This window comes from Aquibacillus rhizosphaerae, assembly GCF_030282825.1.
GTDB lineage: Bacteria > Bacillota > Bacilli > Bacillales > Amphibacillaceae > Aquibacillus_C > Aquibacillus_C rhizosphaerae.
Genome location: NZ_JASTZU010000032.1, coordinates 25,330 through 41,288, shown reverse-complemented (window position 1 = coordinate 41,288; position 15,959 = coordinate 25,330). Strand labels below are relative to the sequence as shown.

Genomic DNA, 15,959 nt, shown 5'->3' with positions numbered 1-15,959 from the left:
GTCGGCTCATTTTTTCTTTGTTTAAAATTTTCATTTGGTTAAAACTACATGTGAAGAATGTCTATGCTTCTTTGGAAATGCATAATAGAAAGGAGTTGGAAATAGTGAAACAACAATATATTGGTAAGCTATTACCAGCTGAAGGATACCAAGTTATTCTTGAAGGAGACATATCGATAAGTTATTTCCACTCATTAACCCATTTATACCAGCCACTTGTAGGAGTTAAAGCTATTTCCTTATACCAAACCCTTCTCAGTGAGTATCAAGTAAAACTGAACAAGGAGATACCACAAACCCATCATACATTGATGAATTACCTTGCATTACCATTAGATGAAATCTATGAAGCACGTTTGAACTTAGAAGCAATCGGTTTATTGGAAACTTTCCAAAATAATAATGAACAAAATAATATCTATCTTTACAAGTTACATGCACCTTGTTCTCCTTTGCAGTTTTTCAGTAATGACATGTTATCCCAACTTTTATACCACCATCTAGGTGGTGAAAAATGCGATAAATTATATCAGACATTTAAAAAGAAAAATCTCTCAGAAGATGATTATGGAAAAAGGATAACGGCTAACTTTAAAGATGTATTTAGTAGTTATTTCTCTAATGGTGAAGATGGTAATAGTTCTGATAATGAAGCTGAAGTTAACCAAGGGCCAGCGATAGATATGGGGAGTGTTGACTTTGAGTGGTTAGAACAAATATTAGAGCAAAGAATGTTACCTGCTAATCGAATTGTAACGTTATCAAATAAAAAGTTAATGGCTCAAATGTCTACACTATATGATTTAACTAGTCAAGATATAGAAAAGGCAGTTTTATGGGCAGTAAGTGATGAAAGTGTTTTAAATGTAACAGAATTTAAATCAGCATGCCTTGACTTATTTCAATCACGACAAAAACAACCAAATGCTAATGTAGTTAATAGAACTTCTACAATTAAGCAACAAAAAAACAGTAATGAAAAGACGAAGTCAGATAGTAAAGAAGATCAATTTATCCGGATGCTTGAAGAGATATCACCAAGACAGTTACTGGAAGACTTATCAGGGGGTAATCAAGCATCGCCACAAGACTTGAAAGTGATTAGTGATGTGATGAGCCAACAAGGGCTTAAGCCAGGTGTTATAAATGTTTTAATTCATTACGTACTACTTAAGACAGATATGAAGTTAACAAAATCCTATTTAGAAAAGATTGCAAGTCACTGGGCAAGAAAAAACGTTACCACTGTTAGACAAGCCATGACACTTGCTAAATCAGAAAATCAACAATATCAACAATGGGGAAACAACAAACAGTCCTATTATAAAAAGCCTACTAAAAAAGAAGTCATACCTGAATGGTTTAAAGAGCGAAATCAAAATAAACCTAAACCTAATGCTAAAGAGACATCAGAAGAAAAAGAAGATGTTAGTGAACTTCTAAAGAATTATAAAAGCAATAAATATAGCCACTTATAAGGGATGATTAATATGGAACCAATCCAAGCTTCACTAAAAAAATGGATGCGAGAAAATAAAAATTTTCAGGAAAACTTTAATCATATAAAAAAAGAGTTATTAAGAGATCCTGAAATAAGTAATATATTAAGTAATAACCCTGAGTTTACAAGCAGTGATATTGATAAAAACCTTATGAAACTATATGAGTATCGATCACAATCAAAAAATTGTGCTGACTGTCCTTCATTGGATAAATGTATAAACATGCTTCCAGGGTACACCCCTCAAGTTCTGGTTGAGGGCAAAGATGTGCATTTAACGTATGATAAATGTAAGAAGAAAATTCAACGAGACGAACAGCAAAAGAAAGAAACCCTAGTTAAAAGTTTATATATGCCAAAAGATATTTTAGAAGCTTCAATCGATGATTTAGATCACCATGAACTGGATCGTCACGATGCAATTCGTGAAGTATTATCTTATGTGCAATCTATTGGGACTAATAAAGCTGAAAAAGGACTTTATTTCTATGGTCCATTTGGAGTGGGGAAAACATATTTTCTTGGTGCCATTGCTAATGAATTAGCTGATAGAAATATATCGTCCATGCTCATTTATATGCCGGAATTTGTTCGAGAGATGAAGTCTTCTTTAAAAGATGACTCCGTTAATACAAAAATCGAGTACTTTAAAAAAGTTCAAGTACTAATGATTGATGATATTGGTGCAGAATCTCTTTCGGCTTGGTTTAGAGATGAAATTTTAGGCTCGATTTTACAGTACCGCATGATGGAAAGGTTACCGGTATTTTTTAGTTCTAACTATAGTTTGAAGCAATTAGAGCAACATTTGGCGACATCTAATCGTGGTGATACGGATTTAGTTAAAGCTGGTAGGATTATTGAAAGAATTAAACAAGTAAGTAAAGAAGTACCGTTGTTTGGGTTGAACCGTAGAGATCTATAATTAATAAAAATACCAATGCAATGTTGCATTGGTATTTTTAATTTCAGGTTGTTAGGAAGTGCATACTTAAAAAATAGCTGGATCAGCCACTTTTTAGGGAGTACGTGGCTTCTAATTCAACTCTAGTACCATTTCTATCAGTATTTTTTTAACTAGAAAATACATTTTTTATTGTATTCACCCATATAATGTAACAGTTTGAGCGTGGTGAGGGTGATATGATTGCTTGAGGTAAATTTTGAATATAAGAAAGAGGCCATTACTTTTTGCGAACGTTTAATTCAATATGATAAGCATTTTCAAATTCGTTGGAACTCAAGTGATGAATTTGAGAATAAGGTTCAAATTGAAACATTGAAAAAAATCTCTAATCAAAAAGAACTCATTGCCCTGGCCCTGGCTGATGTCTTTATTTTTCACAGGGAATTAAATTGGGTTAATCACATTGTAAAACGGAATTTCTATTACACAGATAAAACTGAAATTCAACGAATCATTGATTTAACTCAATCTATTATTTCTGGAGATGATGATGATCTCGGTCAAATCTTAAAGGATAAAAAACCAAGAGATATGCTTATGTCCTTTTTTCAGTCAGAATGGCAACAAAAAAAAGTTCATTTTGATTCTATTGTGAATTTTCGTATGCAAGCTTATCGAAAAGAATTAATTAATGTTGTTGGACTTGCAATTGATGAATTTAAAAGGGAGGAGGAATATCAGTTATTTGTTCATTCATTAAGGGAATATGTTGCTAAGAAAAAATCAAAGTGTTCGGTAATTAGTATTGTGCAAGGTGAGAACTTTACATTCTTTACATCGAATGGTACTGAAATTTCAGAAGTGGAGATTAAAGGAATAATTGAAAATGAACCGATATACATAGTAGGTTTGGATAAATACGAGATGAATCTAACTCCACTCATAGCCATGGCGCCAAAGAAAATCGTAATCTATGGAGATGATCCGTCTGAGCCAAAGACAATGACGATTGTAAATATTTTTCAAGAAAGAGTTAATTATGAGCCACTTATCAATTTTCCTTTTTTTGATGAAAAGATTTGATTTTAAATGTGCTTGATTTTTTATGAAACTCTAGCTATAATACCTTCATACATTGATTTAAATCATAAAGGTATTGATGAGGACAAAGTCATAGGAATGGAGTTCGATAGAGAGAGAAGTTAACAGCTGAAAACTTCTTGTTCATCCATCTAGGATTACCACCTCTGAACCCTATTTTCAAACGCAGATAATGCAAGTAGAAGATAGCGATTCATCTTCGTTACAGATGCTAATGAGCCGTATTTGTCTATGTGATTAATTTTTTATCCTTGTGATATAATTTTAATGACGTTCATACGGGAATTTGGGTGGAACCACGAGTTAACGCTTGTCCCTTTGCTTCTTGCAGATGGACAAGCGTTTTTTATGTTGAAGAAATGTTTTGTAAGGCTGTATTTTAAAAAGTTTTTGCTTAAGAACAACCTATAGAATCCGACAAAAGTGTAGAAACGCGGGAAAGCAACAACTGAAGACCATGACCATACAACAGGGAGTGTTTTTCTTCCGAGGAGACTAAAGCATTGCCCGGAGAGCGACTGCCCTCCGCTGGAATCAACGTTGCTCTAAAGACGGGTTTTGATTAACTTCTATGATTCAAGAGCAATAAAACTTATGAAATGAGTCTTTTAAAAAAAATTAAGGAGTGATTGGTATGTCTAACGAAATCAAAATCAGATTTCCCGATGGGAATATAAAGGAGTTTCCATATGGAACAACAGGCGAAGATATAGCTGCATCCATTTCCCCTGGACTTAAAAAACAAGCTTTAGCTATTAAGTTAGATGGTACAAGTTATGATCTAAGGACTGCATTACCGGGAGATGGCGAGATTGAAATTATTACGATTAAGAGTGATGACGGTATTGAAGTTATGCGCCATTCGACAGCGCATCTAATGGCTCAAGCAATTAAGCGACTCTATGATAACGTTAAATTAGGAGTAGGGCCAACGATTGAAAATGGATTCTATTATGACATAGATATGGAAGAGTCGCTCACGCCAGAAGATTTGCCGCGTATCGAAAAAGAAATGAAAAAAATAATAGATGAAAACTTAGAAATCGTTCGGAAAGAAGTATCAAGACAAGAAGCAAAAGAAATGTTTGAAGAAGTTGGCGATAATCTAAAGTTAGAACTACTTGAAGCGATCCCAGAGAATGAGAAGGTAACAATTTATCAACAAGGTGAATTTTTCGACCTTTGTAGAGGTGTACATGTTCCGTCAACTAGTAAAATAAAAGTTATTAAATTACTAAGCATATCAGGTGCCTATTGGCGAGGTGATAGTAAGAATAAAATGCTTCAACGGATTTATGGTACTGCATTTGAAAAGCAAGGACAGTTAGATGAATATCTTCGTATGCGTGAAGAGGCAAAGGAACGAGACCATCGTAAGCTTGGAAAAGAGCTAGAGCTTTTCACAGTTTCTCAACAAGTGGGACAAGGACTTCCTTTATGGCTTCCTAAGGGTGCCACAATTCGTCGCACTATTGAAAGGTATATCGTTGATTTAGAAGAAAGATTAGGATATGACCATGTATATACACCAGTTCTAGGAAGCGTTGATTTATATAAAAAAAGTGGGCATTGGGATCATTATAAGGATGATATGTTCCCTACGATGGAAATGGATAATGAAGACCTAGTGCTTCGTCCAATGAATTGTCCGCACCATATGATGGTTTATAAAAACCAATTGTATAGTTATCGTAATCTACCTGTCAGAATTGCTGAATTAGGTACAATGCATCGCCACGAGATGTCAGGAGCATTAGCAGGACTTCAACGTGTTCGTGCAATGACACTTAATGATGCGCATATCTTTGCTCGACCAGATCAGTTAAAAGCTGAATTTATTCGAGTTGTGGAACTTGTACAAAATGTGTACAAAGACTTCGGTATTGATGATTATTATTTCAGACTCTCTTATCGTGACCCTGAAGATAAGGAAAAGTATGTAGATAATGATGCGATGTGGGAAAAAGCACAAGCGATGTTAAAAGAGACAATGGAAGATATGGAATTGGATTATGTAGAAGCAGATGGTGAAGCTGCTTTTTATGGCCCTAAACTTGATGTTCAAGTCAAAACAGCACTAGGAAAAGATGAGACCCTTTCAACTGTACAGCTAGATTTCCATTTACCAGAGCGTTTTGATTTAACTTACATTGGTGAGGATGGAAAAGAACATCGTCCGGTTGTTATCCACCGCGGTGTTGTATCAACAATGGAAAGATTTGTTGCATTCTTAATTGAAGAATATAAAGGAGCGTTTCCAACTTGGTTAGCACCTGTCCAAGCTAAAATTATACCTGTATCTGCGGGAGTACACCTAGACTATGCTAAAAAAGTGCAAGAGGACTTAAGATTTAATGGTGTCCGAGTAGAAGTCGATGAACGTGACGAAAAAATTGGTTATAAGATAAGAGAAGCTCAAGTTCAGAAGATACCATTCGCATTAGTCGTTGGTGATAAAGAAGTTGAGTCAGAAGCGGTAAATGTTCGTCGTTACGGTGAGAAAGATTCACAAACAAAAGCAGTAAACGACTTTATTACAGAAGTTAAAGCTGAGATTCAAAGTAAAGCATTACACAAGAAGAAATGAGTATATTTAAAAAGCACTTTTCAATAAAATGAAAAGTGCTTTTACTAAATAATGATGGGAATGTATCTCTTTCATCAAATTATATTATGTGAAGGATATACGAGGAGGGAAAACATGAAATATAGAAACATTGGTAAAAGTGGATTAAAAGTCAGTGAGCTAGGATTAGGTAGTTGGTTAACATATGGCAACTCAGTAAATAATCAAACGGCAGATAGCTGTATTAAAAAGGCATTTGAATTAGGCATTAACTTTTTTGATACTGCAAATGCATATGAAACTGGAAAAGCAGAAGAGGTTTTAGGTGAATCATTAAAAGATTATCGACGTAGTAGTTATGTCGTAGCAACGAAAGTCTTTTTCCCAATGGGAACTGGCCCAAATGATCGAGGTCTTTCAAGAAAACATATTATTGAACAGTGTGACGCTAGTTTAAAGCGGCTTGGCTTGGACTACATAGACTTGTACCAATGTCACCGGTTTGATGAGGAAGTTCCAGTAGAAGAAACGCTTTTAGCAATGGATGACTTAGTGAAGCAAGGAAAAGTACTATATACAGGTGTAAGTGAATGGTCAGCTGCTCAGATTGAGAAGGCAGTTGGAATAGGAAAAGAATTAAGATTACATCCGCTTATATCTAATCAACCAATTTATAACATGATAGAAAGATATATTGAAGACGAAGTACTTTCTACTTCTGAACAATTAGGTTTGGGACAATTAGTCTTTTCACCACTAGCACAAGGAGTATTAACTGGTAAGTATAAACCTGGCACTACTATACCTGACAACAGTCGTGCAGCTAATGATTCAACAAATATGGTGATTAATAGTTATATGAGAGAAGATGTTCTTCAAACAGTCCAAAAGTTAGATACTGTAGCAAAAAAGAATGACTTAACATTGACACAATTATCTTTGGCTTGGATTCTTCGCCAACCTGGAGTAAGTTCTGCTATTATAGGTGCTAGTAGGACAGAGCAAATAGAGGAAAATGTTAAAGCTGTTGATGCTGAATTGACAATAGATACGCTTGAAGAGATAGAAACTATTCTAGACACGATTAAAAATTTTCATCCGGCCAGATAAAATTTAATTAATAAGTACTGGACAGCTTTGTCCAGTACTTTAGTTTTATAAGATATGTTGTTAAGCTTGTATATACTTGAAGAAAATGCTATTATAAATTTACTGATTGTGTATCTGGTTGACAGAATGCTTCAACCATGATATTATTTTGTAGGTGAAATTGAATATGATCTGTGACAAGTAGAGGCACCCGCTTCTCACCTGATTGACGCATGTATTGCAGTTGACAGGTTACTATTCCGATATGAAACAGGAGTTGTGTGGGTGCAGTGTGTACCGACACTTTTTTTATTGCATAATAATAAAATAGCAACCAACTTGTCAGTGGCCTGTACAAAAGGGTCATGTCACTATTGTGTTTATGACTTTAGTAAAAGATCATTGAAATTTTCTTTAAAAATTTTCGGAGGTGGCTGATTATTAGCAAAGATATGAATGTAAATGAGAAAATTCGCGCTCGCGAAGTACGTCTTATTGATTCAAATGGGGATCAACTTGGTGTTAAAACTCGTCAAGAAGCGTTAGAAATTGCTCAAACTAGAGAATTAGATCTTGTTCTTGTTGCACCGACTGCAAAACCGCCGGTGTGTCGTATCATGGATTATGGTAAATTCCGTTTTGAGCAACAAAAGAAAGAAAAAGAAGCACGCAAAAAGCAAAAAATCATCAACGTTAAAGAAGTACGTCTTAGCCCTGGAATTGAAGAGCATGACTTTAATACGAAGTTACGTAATGCAAGGAAGTTCCTTGAAAAAGGTGACAAAGTTAAAGTATCTATTCGTTTCCGTGGACGTGCAATTACCCACAAAGAAATTGGCCAAAAAGTGCTTGAACGTATGGCGGAAGAATGTAAGGATCTTTCAACAATCGAACAAAGGCCTAAAATGGAAGGTCGTAGCATGTTCTTAATGCTAGCACCTGTAAACGAAAAATAATTAGCACTTATAGAGAATCATTAAATTAGTTTTAGCTTACAAGGAGGAACAACTCATGCCAAAAATGAAGACCCACAAAGGTACTCAAAAACGTTTTAAAAGAACAGGTTCTGGGAAGGTAAAACGTTCCCATGCATATACTAGTCACTTATTTGCTAACAAGTCTACGAAGCAAAAACGTAAACTACGTAAAGGAACTCTAGTTTCTGCAGGAGATTACAAGCGTATCAAACAAATGTTACCAAAAAAATAAAATGAACTATAGCAGTGTGCTCGTGCTTAAATAATAAAGAACATCGCACTGATGAAAAAAACTTACACGATATTTCGTTGATATATACTAGGAGGGAATTACTATGCCACGTGTTAAAGGTGGAACAGTTACACGCAGACGTCGTAAACGTATTTTAAAGCTAGCTAAAGGATATTACGGCTCAAAACATGCGCTATTTAAAGTAGCAAAGCAACAAGTTTGGAAATCAGGTCAATATGCATATAGAGACCGTAGAAATAAAAAACGTGATTTTCGTAAACTATGGATTTCTCGTATTAATGCAGCAGCACGTTTGAACGGACTTTCTTATAGCCGTTTAATGTTCGGTTTAAAGCAAGCTGAAATTGAAGTGAATCGTAAAATGCTTTCTGAATTAGCTATTAATGATGAAAAAGCATTTGCTCAATTGGCTGAAAAAGCAAAAGCAGCACTTAAATAAAAAAATTATTACAAAGGTCATTTTCTAATATGGAAAATGACCTTTTCTTATAGCATATGAAATTATAGATTTAGTGTCCTGTGGATAACTGATTATTGCATGTGCCACGTCTAGCTACAGCGCCTACCCGAGTCAAACATCTTTGTGGTAAAGAGCAGCACATAGATTTTCGTCTTAATTGCCCTAGGGTGAGCAAGGCGACCTGCGCTTTTTCTACTATAAAATATTGTAATAGGGGGATTGAGCATGGAGATTTTATCATTTACTCTTATCTACCTCTTCACCATGAACTTACTAGCGTACATACTAATGGGCATCGATAAGAAACGATCTAAAAATAATGAATGGCGTATCTCTGAAAAAACATTGTGGTCAGTGTCTGTTATAGGGGGAGCAATTGGTACACTAGTAGCTATGAAATATTTTAGGCATAAAACAAAGCATGCTAGTTTTAAGTATGGAATCCCATTGATTTGTGTTACTCATATAGTTATTTTCTTTTATTCAGTAATCTAATATATATTTTACTCCAATTGTCATAATAGCTCGTCTCTTGTCATAGAAATAATATAGAACATCTATGAAGGAGGCTATCTATGGAATATTTGAGTGCGTATTTGATGGCCATTATCGAATCAGGAGGATTATTTGCTCCATTATTATTCATCGGATTCCATCTTCTAAGGCCAATATTTTTTCTTCCTGTAGTTTTTATTTGTATTTCAGGAGGGATTATCTTTGGTGCGGTAGCTGGTACTCTTTATTCCATTATTGGTATTACTCTTTCCAGTTTAGTCTTCTATCGTATGGCAAAATGGATGCCGAAAACGGTTGATAAACTTGTTAGAATGAAACAGAAACTAGTTGGGGACAACTCACGCTTTACAACATCTCAAGTAGCCTTATTAAGACTCGTGCCATTTATTCACTTTCATTTATTGTCTTTATGTATATTAGAAATATCCGTTAATTTTAAAGAATACATGCGTTCTTCTTTTATTTCAAATATCCCAATGGCTATACTTTACACTTCTGTAGGGAAATGGATATCGAGTTTTTCTCCAGTGATGGTAATAGGGCTACTGTTAGCTTTACTCCCATGCATTTATTTATTACGGAGAAAAGAGATAAGTATAAAGTGGGAAGAGTTTTTTAATACGAAGACAGTTAAAACGGACGCCTAAGGTTAGCGTCCGTTTTAACTGGAATTTTTAAGAGCTATATAAATTCAGAGATGTCTAGCTCTAGCGTCTACATCGTATAAAGGTATTAAGTGAAGCATCCTTTGTGGTAAAGAGCCCCACATAGAATTTCATCTTAATTTGCCCTAGGATGAGGACAAAGGAATGTTACATAGATAGACATCTTTCGAAACAAGGTTTTTTCTTGTTCAAGAGGAGCCCGAGCTTTTCTTAAAGCAATCGTGTTCTTCATTTAACTTCTAAAGAAGTAAGTATGTTCACAGGCTATAATTTACAAAGGAAATAATGATTAAACCTCTGTTATAATTAATTTATTTATCGGGTACTGCCATTCAATCTTTGCAAAAGGGTACCTTATTAAAATTTCTTCCTCTAGAAAATATAAATCATTTCTTTCGAGTCCCTTTAATTCCCCAGGGTTATGTGCATGAACACTAATATTTACAACATCAAATGACTTCTCAGTCGTGCCAAGGTATTTCTCTCCCTCGAACAAAAATCCCTTGTATGTCATCAGTAAATTTTTCTTTATATTGTCAGCATCATCAAGAAAATAGAAGGTTTTCTTCTCTTTAGCTACCTCTAGTTTCCTTTTTGGATTCATCACATATTTATAGGCTGTATAAAGAAGGAGAATCATTGCAATAAAAATAAGTAACCGAAATATTAGGTAAATCATACTTATCGTCTCCCTATTTATTAGTTCAATCACATATACGATTAACAAGTTGATTTGGTTTCAAAAATAGTCGAATTGCATGTTATAATCATAAAAAAAGAATGGGAAGGCGAATTAAAATGAATTGGAATCAATTATTTACCATGCAAAAACAATTAGACACGTATATTCAAGCAAATCACGAGTTAGAAAATAATGACTTATTTGATAAAAAAATACTAGCTTTACTTGTTGAAGTAGGTGAGTTAGCAAATGAAACAAGATGCTTTAAGTTTTGGAGTACTAAATCACCTAGCGAACAAAAAATCGTATTAGAAGAGTATGTTGATGGGATTCATTTTATTTTGTCATTAGGCTTAGATGATCAGTTTTCATATGATGGAACTCAATCCCAAACAAAGTCAAAAGATGTTACCCATGTATTTAATAATGTGTTTGAAAAAATCATAGCATTTAAGCAACAACGAAGTAAAGAAAATTACAATCAGTTATTTGGAACGTACATATATCTAGGAGAAGTTTTAGGGTTTGATGAGCATAATATAATGCAAGCCTATTTTGAAAAGAATAAGGTTAATTTTGAAAGGCAAGATAAAGGGTATTAAGAAGTTTATTTTTGAGAATCAAAACAAAAAGGTCTATAATTTAAGTCGTAACACTTAAAAGGAGGTTATACATATGGTGAAAACTGATGAAACACTAAATATGTTAAAGGAATTAACGGATGCTAGGGCAATCCCAGGTAACGAAAAAGAAGCTAGAGACGTAATGAGTAAATTTATTTCCCCATATGCTGATGAAGTATATACAGATAATTTAGGTAGTTTAATTGCAAAAAAAGTAGGACAAGAAAATGGTCCAAAGATCATGGTAGCTGGTCACCTAGATGAGGTCGGCTTTATGGTTACGCGAATCGATGATAAAGGCTTTATTTATTTTCAAACAGTTGGTGGCTGGTGGAATCAAGTGATGCTTGCACAACGTGTGACACTGTTAACAAGAAAAGGTGATGTAACTGGTATTATCGGTTCAAAACCACCACATATCTTAACGCCCGATGCTAGAAAAAAACCAGTAGAAATTAAAGATATGTTTATTGATATTGGTGCTTCAAGTAAAGAAGAAGCTGAAGAATTTGGGGTGAAGCCTGGGGATTCTGTTGTGCCTTACTTTGAATTTACGCAAATGAACAATGAAAAGTTGTTATTAGCAAAGGCATGGGATAACCGTATTGGTTGTGCTATTGCCATTGAAGTACTAAAACAACTAAAAGATCAACAACACCCAAATGTTGTTTATGGTGTTGGAACAGTTCAAGAAGAAGTCGGCCTACGTGGTGCCAAAACATCAACTAACACAATTCAACCAGATATTGGTTTTGCTGTTGATGTAGGAATTGCAGGAGATACTCCGGGGATTTCTGATAAAGATGCAGATAGCAAAATTGGTGAAGGTCCACAAATCATTTTATATGACGCTTCCATGGTGTCTCATAAAGGCCTGCGTGATTATGTCCTTGATACTGCAGATGAGAAGAAGATTCCTTATCAATATGCAACCATTGCCGCTGGTGGAACAGACTCTGGTTCAATTCATTTGACTGCAAATGGTGTTCCAGCACTTTCAATCACGATTGCAACACGATATATTCATACACACGCAGCCATTCTTCACCGTGATGATTTTGAAAATGCGGTCAAGCTAATTGTCGAAGTTATTAAAGGACTAGATAAAGACAAGGTTAATCACATAACTTTTAATTAATATCAAAAACCCCTCATCTAGTTAGATAAGGGGTTTTGATTATAATGGTATTAGGTTAAAAAAGAGTTCATTACTTTCTTTACATAATTTTGCGTTTCTTTAAATGGTGGTATTCCATTGTATTTATCAACATTTCCAGGTCCAGCATTATATGCTGCTAATGCTAGTGTAGTATTACCATTGTATTTTTCTAGCATTTGCTTCAGATAACTTGTTCCACCTGATATATTTTGCCTTGCGTCAAACGAATTGGTCACACCAAGGCCCCTTGCTGTTGCTGGCATAAGTTGCATTAATCCTTGTGCACCTGCATGACTTTCAGCATTAACATTAAAGTTAGATTCATTCTTAATGACAGAACGAATTAACTTTGCATCTACTCCATAAGTATTAGCGGCTTCAGTAATCAAGTCATCGATATCCTTACTTGATTGGTGCTGTGATGCTGGTTGTAGAGAAGCGGTATAACTGCTGCTTGTGGTGCTATTTAGAAAATTATTAGTTGATACTTTTGTTCTAGAAGGTGTATTGGAAGTCATTGCGGACATTTGATTTTCTAAAATCTTCTGGAAGGCTTGTTCCATAATTGGAGATTGATATGATAATGAGCTATTGCTATTTGTGAAAAGTGACATTGCTTGTAACTGCATATAGCTTTGAATTTGTTTCATTTCCATCGATAGAGATCCCCTTCAATAAAACGATACTTAATATATATTAGTTTACTTTAAAAGTATCATGTAGACAATCTCTTTTTGTAAATTAGAAAAAATTTCCGGGGGGGTTAGCTCTAATAATATTTAACTTTAAAAAGCAAGGAAGGTTGAACCCATTTGGATAACCTTCCTTCCATACATATCTATGGTTGTTTAACGCTCTGTTCTAGTGTTGTAAGCATTTCTTGTTTATCTGTTTGGTCAGATTGTTGCCAAATCAACTCAAATAGTACGCCTAAACCAGGCAACATTTTTTCTTCACCGCTTTGGATAGCATCTACAATGGTTGATTCCAGTTGATCGGTAGTATTGTCAGATACATTTTCTAAGATTGCTTTTCTTAAATTTAAATCCATACTTTCACCCCACCTAAATATATTTACGTAACAAGGAAAACATAGAAAGGAATTTAATATTTCCTTATTTTCGATAAAATTAGTTTGACCCTATAGTAAATAAATATGTATGATAGAAAAGAAATTTGCTCAGAGGATGATTGGATGATAACTTCAGTACAGAATAATAAAGTGAAACAATGGAATAAATTAAAATTGAGAAAAGAAAGAAAGAAAAGCAATGCTTTTTTAATCGAAGGATATCACTTGGTTCAAGAAGCTTGTAAAAGTAATTGGGAAGTACAAGAAATTGTTATCCAAGAGGGAATAGAGTTGCCTGAATGGATAACTGTAAGTAATATTACGATTGTCTCGGATCATGTATTTAATGCGATTTCTACTACTAAAACCCCACAAGGCATTGCCGCAGTAGTTGAAATGAAACAGGCTGAATGGGGTGACTTTTCTAAACTGTTATTAATTGATACTGTACAGGACCCAGGTAATTTAGGGACGATTGTCCGTACAGCAGATGCAGCTCGGTTTGATGGTGTTATACTAGGTGATGGAACTGTTGATTTATATAATGAAAAGGTAATAAGAGCAACGCAGGGCTCTTTATTTCACCTACCTATCTTTGAAAGAAACCTTAAAGCCACGGTAGAAGATTTAAAGCACAAAGATTTTAGTATCTGGGCTTCTACTTTAGAAGGAGCAGAAACTTATCATACAATGGAAGTACCAAAAAAAATAGCTTTGATTGTTGGGAATGAAGGTTCAGGCATTGATGAAGCGCTAATCGACCAAGCAAATAATAAAGTGCATATTCCTATTTATGGAAAAGCAGAATCTTTAAATGTAAGTGTAGCTACTGGAATATTAATTTATTACATTGCAAATAATGATAAAAATTAATGAAACTGCTGATTTTTATGAAAAAATAGAAGTTCAAGGTTGCATCTTTGCTTCCCATTTTCTATAATAAGAAAATAATACGAATATCGACAGGCAAAGAAAGAGTCAGTAAACATTACCTTTATCGATTTTAGGGATGAAATGCCAAGGACTGGGAGCATTTCTATCGATGTAATTGTTGAATCTTCACTCTGGAGCCGACACTAGGACCTTGCGTGCAAGTAAAGGTGTTCCGGAAAATTTCCGTTATCAAGCTCAAGTGGACATATGTAATTACATGTGTCAACAAGGGTGGTACCGCGATTTCCAAGTCTCGTCCCTTTTTGGGGGATGGGACTTTTTTGGTGTCTATTTATAGATAGTGTATTGTAAGAGGTTATGTTAAGTAAGCCAATTCAGATGTTTACGAGGAGGGAGTTCCAAACTATAGGTCCCTAATTTAAAATTTACATATAAAAACAAGGAGGTTGTTAACATGAAGGAACGTTTACAAGAATTACAGCAAGAAGCGTTATCTAAAGTAGAAGAAGCAGTCACATTAGCTGATTTGCAAGAAATTCGAGTTGCCTACATGGGTAAAAAAGGTCCAATTACCGAGGTATTACGCGGTATGGGGAAACTGTCAAAGGAAGAGCGCCCAGTAATAGGTGAGTTGGCAAATAAGGTTCGCGAAGCTATTGCTGATGAGTTGGATCAAAAGAAAGCAAAATTGGAAGATGCTGAATTGGAAAAGAAATTAGCTGAAGAAACCATTGACGTAACATTACCTGGCAGGCCTGTCCAAGTTGGTGGGCCACATCTGTTAACAAGTATCGTTGAAGAAATTGAAGATCTGTTTATTGGAATGGGTTTTGAAATTAGAGAAGGTCCAGAAGTGGAGACGGACTATTACAATTTTGAAGCCTTAAATTTACCTAAAGGTCATCCGGCTCGTGATATGCAGGATTCCTTCTATATTACAGAAGATTTATTGTTGCGCACACATACATCACCAGTACAGGCCCGTACGATGGGTGAATACAATGGCAGTCAGCCTGTAAAAATGATTTGTCCTGGAAAAGTTTATCGCCGTGATACTGATGATGCTACACACTCTCATCAATTTACACAAGTCGAGGGACTTTATGTTGATAAGGATGTGCGTATGAGCGATTTGAAAGGTGTTTTAAATCGTTTCGCTAAGCAGATGTTTGGTGAAGAAAGAGAAATTCGCCTGCGACCTAGTTTCTTTCCATTTACTGAACCATCTGTAGAAATGGATATCTCTTGTAAAGTTTGTAACGGAAATGGCTGTTCGGTTTGTAAAGGTACAGGTTGGATTGAGATTCTTGGTGGTGGAATGGTTCATCCTCGCGTACTTGAAATGGCTGGGTATGACCCAAAAGTCTATAATGGTTTTGCTTTTGGTATGGGACCAGAACGAATTGCTATGTTAAAGTATGGTGTTGATGACATCCGTCATTTTTATACGAATGATATTCGCTTCTTAAAGCAGTATCATAAGGCATAATTGAA

At 35.0% G+C, this 15,959-nt stretch carries 17 protein-coding genes and 2 other annotated features; of the genes, 14 read left to right on the top strand and 3 right to left on the bottom strand.

Annotation, left to right across the window (positions count from 1 at the left end):
• Positions 1 to 104: 104 nt before the first annotated feature.
• From QQS35_RS09320 to QQS35_RS09275, 10 genes are all read left to right on the top strand, one after another.
• Positions 105 to 1,478, top strand: coding sequence for a replication initiation and membrane attachment family protein (locus QQS35_RS09320; protein ID WP_285931758.1), 1,374 nt, complete (start codon positions 105 to 107; stop codon positions 1,476 to 1,478).
• A gap of 12 nt (positions 1,479 to 1,490) precedes the next feature.
• Positions 1,491 to 2,426, top strand: coding sequence for a primosomal protein DnaI (dnaI, locus tag QQS35_RS09315; protein ID WP_285931756.1), 936 nt, complete (start codon positions 1,491 to 1,493; stop codon positions 2,424 to 2,426).
• A gap of 222 nt (positions 2,427 to 2,648) precedes the next feature.
• Entirely contained in the window at positions 2,649 to 3,491 is an 843-nt protein-coding gene (gene ytxC / locus QQS35_RS09310) for a sporulation protein YtxC (RefSeq protein WP_285931753.1), read from the top strand.
• Positions 3,492 to 4,143: 652 nt separating this feature from the next.
• Entirely contained in the window at positions 4,144 to 6,096 is a 1,953-nt protein-coding gene (thrS, locus tag QQS35_RS09305; RefSeq protein ID WP_285931751.1) for a threonine--tRNA ligase, read from the top strand.
• A 114-nt stretch (positions 6,097 to 6,210) separates the two neighbouring features.
• Positions 6,211 to 7,185, top strand: coding sequence for an aldo/keto reductase family protein (locus QQS35_RS09300; protein WP_285931749.1), 975 nt, complete (start codon positions 6,211 to 6,213; stop codon positions 7,183 to 7,185).
• Between the two features lie 172 nt (positions 7,186 to 7,357).
• Positions 7,358 to 7,480 (top strand) — a sequence feature (ribosomal protein L20 leader region).
• Between the two features lie 136 nt (positions 7,481 to 7,616).
• Positions 7,617 to 8,120 carry a translation initiation factor IF-3 gene (gene infC / locus QQS35_RS09295; RefSeq protein ID WP_285931747.1) on the top strand — a complete coding sequence of 168 codons (504 nt, stop codon included), beginning with the start codon at positions 7,617 to 7,619 and terminating at the stop codon, positions 8,118 to 8,120.
• Positions 8,121 to 8,175: 55 nt separating this feature from the next.
• Complete coding sequence (rpmI, locus tag QQS35_RS09290) at positions 8,176 to 8,373, top strand: 50S ribosomal protein L35 (RefSeq protein WP_285931745.1); 198 nt, start codon at positions 8,176 to 8,178, stop codon at positions 8,371 to 8,373.
• A gap of 103 nt (positions 8,374 to 8,476) precedes the next feature.
• The gene (rplT, locus tag QQS35_RS09285; RefSeq protein ID WP_285931744.1) at positions 8,477 to 8,833 is read left to right on the top strand and encodes a 50S ribosomal protein L20; all 357 of its coding nucleotides are present in this window, start codon (positions 8,477 to 8,479) and stop codon (positions 8,831 to 8,833) included.
• Positions 8,834 to 9,079: 246 nt separating this feature from the next.
• The gene (locus QQS35_RS09280) at positions 9,080 to 9,349 is read left to right on the top strand and encodes a DUF1294 domain-containing protein (protein WP_285931743.1); all 270 of its coding nucleotides are present in this window, start codon (positions 9,080 to 9,082) and stop codon (positions 9,347 to 9,349) included.
• Positions 9,350 to 9,429: 80 nt separating this feature from the next.
• Positions 9,430 to 10,017, top strand: coding sequence for a TVP38/TMEM64 family protein (locus QQS35_RS09275; protein WP_285931742.1), 588 nt, complete (start codon positions 9,430 to 9,432; stop codon positions 10,015 to 10,017).
• Positions 10,018 to 10,324: 307 nt separating this feature from the next.
• Here the strand turns inward: QQS35_RS09275 and QQS35_RS09270 are convergent, their stop codons facing one another.
• Positions 10,325 to 10,714: a sigma-w pathway protein ysdB gene (locus QQS35_RS09270; RefSeq protein WP_285931740.1), complete on the bottom strand. Its 390-nt coding sequence runs from the start codon at positions 10,712 to 10,714 to the stop codon at positions 10,325 to 10,327.
• Between the two features lie 119 nt (positions 10,715 to 10,833).
• Here QQS35_RS09270 and QQS35_RS09265 point away from each other — a divergent pair, with 119 nt between their 5' ends.
• Positions 10,834 to 11,319 carry a dUTP diphosphatase gene (locus QQS35_RS09265; RefSeq protein WP_285931739.1) on the top strand — a complete coding sequence of 162 codons (486 nt, stop codon included), beginning with the start codon at positions 10,834 to 10,836 and terminating at the stop codon, positions 11,317 to 11,319.
• A 73-nt stretch (positions 11,320 to 11,392) separates the two neighbouring features.
• On the top strand, positions 11,393 to 12,478 hold the full coding sequence (locus QQS35_RS09260) for a M42 family metallopeptidase (RefSeq protein ID WP_285931736.1): 1,086 nt from the start codon (positions 11,393 to 11,395) through the stop codon (positions 12,476 to 12,478).
• Positions 12,479 to 12,528: 50 nt separating this feature from the next.
• On the opposite strand, the gene QQS35_RS09255 is transcribed toward QQS35_RS09260, so the two are convergent.
• Both QQS35_RS09255 and sspI read right to left on the bottom strand, forming a co-directional pair.
• Positions 12,529 to 13,155, bottom strand: coding sequence for a lytic transglycosylase domain-containing protein (locus QQS35_RS09255; protein ID WP_285931735.1), 627 nt, complete (start codon positions 13,153 to 13,155; stop codon positions 12,529 to 12,531).
• 182 nt (positions 13,156 to 13,337) lie between these two features.
• On the bottom strand, positions 13,338 to 13,550 hold the full coding sequence (sspI, locus tag QQS35_RS09250) for a small acid-soluble spore protein SspI (protein ID WP_285931734.1): 213 nt from the start codon (positions 13,548 to 13,550) through the stop codon (positions 13,338 to 13,340).
• A 144-nt stretch (positions 13,551 to 13,694) separates the two neighbouring features.
• Here sspI and QQS35_RS09245 point away from each other — a divergent pair, with 144 nt between their 5' ends.
• Both QQS35_RS09245 and pheS read left to right on the top strand, forming a co-directional pair.
• Entirely contained in the window at positions 13,695 to 14,444 is a 750-nt protein-coding gene (locus QQS35_RS09245) for a TrmH family RNA methyltransferase (RefSeq protein WP_285931733.1), read from the top strand.
• An 87-nt stretch (positions 14,445 to 14,531) separates the two neighbouring features.
• Positions 14,532 to 14,768: a binding site (T-box leader), on the top strand.
• Positions 14,769 to 14,919: 151 nt separating this feature from the next.
• On the top strand, positions 14,920 to 15,954 hold the full coding sequence (gene pheS / locus QQS35_RS09240; protein ID WP_285931732.1) for a phenylalanine--tRNA ligase subunit alpha: 1,035 nt from the start codon (positions 14,920 to 14,922) through the stop codon (positions 15,952 to 15,954).
• Positions 15,955 to 15,959 lie beyond the last annotated feature (5 nt).